A 1328-nucleotide genomic window follows, 5' to 3' on the forward strand; every position below is an offset into this window, starting at 1 on the left:
TCAACTAGGTGCCAACGCCATCCTCGGCGTCTCTCTGGCCGTGGCCAAGGCCGCTGCTCAATTCTGCAATCTTCCCCTTTATCGCTACCTGGGGGGTGTTGGCGCACGCATTCTTCCGGCGCCGATGATGAACATCCTCAACGGAGGGGCCCATGCGGATAACGACGTCGACATCCAGGAGTTTATGGTCATGCCCCTGGGCTTTGACAGTTTCCAGGACGCAATCCGCTGTGGCTGCGAAATCTTCCACAATTTACGAAAGGTGCTCAAAGCCCGCGGGCTGTCCACGAATGTCGGCGACGAGGGTGGCTTCGCTCCCGATCTGAAAAGTAACGAAGAGGCCCTGGAGTGCATCCGCGAGGCGATTGAGAAGGCCGGATACGAACTGGGCAAGCAGGTCTTCATCGCTCTTGATATCGCGGCAAGTGAGTTGGCCGTGGAAGGCAAGAAAGGTGTCTACAAGATCGGGGGCAAGGAGATGTCCGCTCAGGCGGTCATTGAAATGCTTGACTCCTGGATCGACAAGTATGCCATTTGCTCGATCGAAGATGCTTGCGCGGAAGATGACTGGGACGGCTGGGCCCTGCTTACAGAGCGGCTGGGACAGAAGGTTCAGCTCGTCGGGGACGATGTGTTCGTGACCAACACCAAGATCTTCCAAAAGGGTATCGAATCGGGTGTCGCGAACAGCATCCTCATCAAACTCAACCAAATCGGTACGTTGACAGAAACATTGGAATGCATCGACATGGCACGCCGGGCGGGTTACACGTTCGTCATCAGCCACCGCAGCGGCGAGACGGAGGACACTACCATTGCCGACCTCGCTGTGGCCACTGGATCGGCGCAAATCAAGACGGGGTCTGCATCCCGCACTGACCGGATTGCCAAGTACAATCAGTTACTGCGGATCGAAGAGGAACTTGGTTCCGGGGCCGTTTACGGCGGTAAGTTGTTCCCCCGGAAAAAGAAATAGTTGTTCATTTTCCGCAGTACTGTGTGGCGGATGGGCAGGAGATCCTTGTTTCCGGGGTGGGAAAAACAGAACCCACCCCGGGATGTTCTCCGGTAACCGATGAGCTGAAAAAAATCCTGTAAAAATCCAAGGCGTTCCCGAGGGAGCGCCTTGCTTCATTTTCCGCTTGGCCCATTTGTGAGGGGTGGCGGATTGAAGCGGCATGAAGAAGCAACGGCCGATGCCTTCCCACTGCCTGAGCGAGGCTGGGACAGGGCAAGTAGGTGGGGTGTCTTTCCTTTCGGTGATCACAGAACACGATGAGCGTTACTGACGAAAAAATTCTGGTTCTCGATTTTGGTTCTCAATACGC

General features: G+C 55.6%; 1 protein-coding gene. It reads left to right on the top strand.

Annotated features, from left to right (window positions below; translation table 11 throughout):
• Positions 1–976, top strand: a 976-nt coding sequence (gene eno / locus H5U08_RS19025) for a phosphopyruvate hydratase (protein WP_297036808.1), incomplete at its 5' end; no start/stop codon positions are given.
• Positions 977–1328: the final 352 nt, after the last annotated feature.

Source organism: Thermogutta sp. (assembly GCF_014359955.1).
Classification (GTDB): Bacteria; Planctomycetota; Planctomycetia; order Pirellulales; family Thermoguttaceae; genus Thermogutta.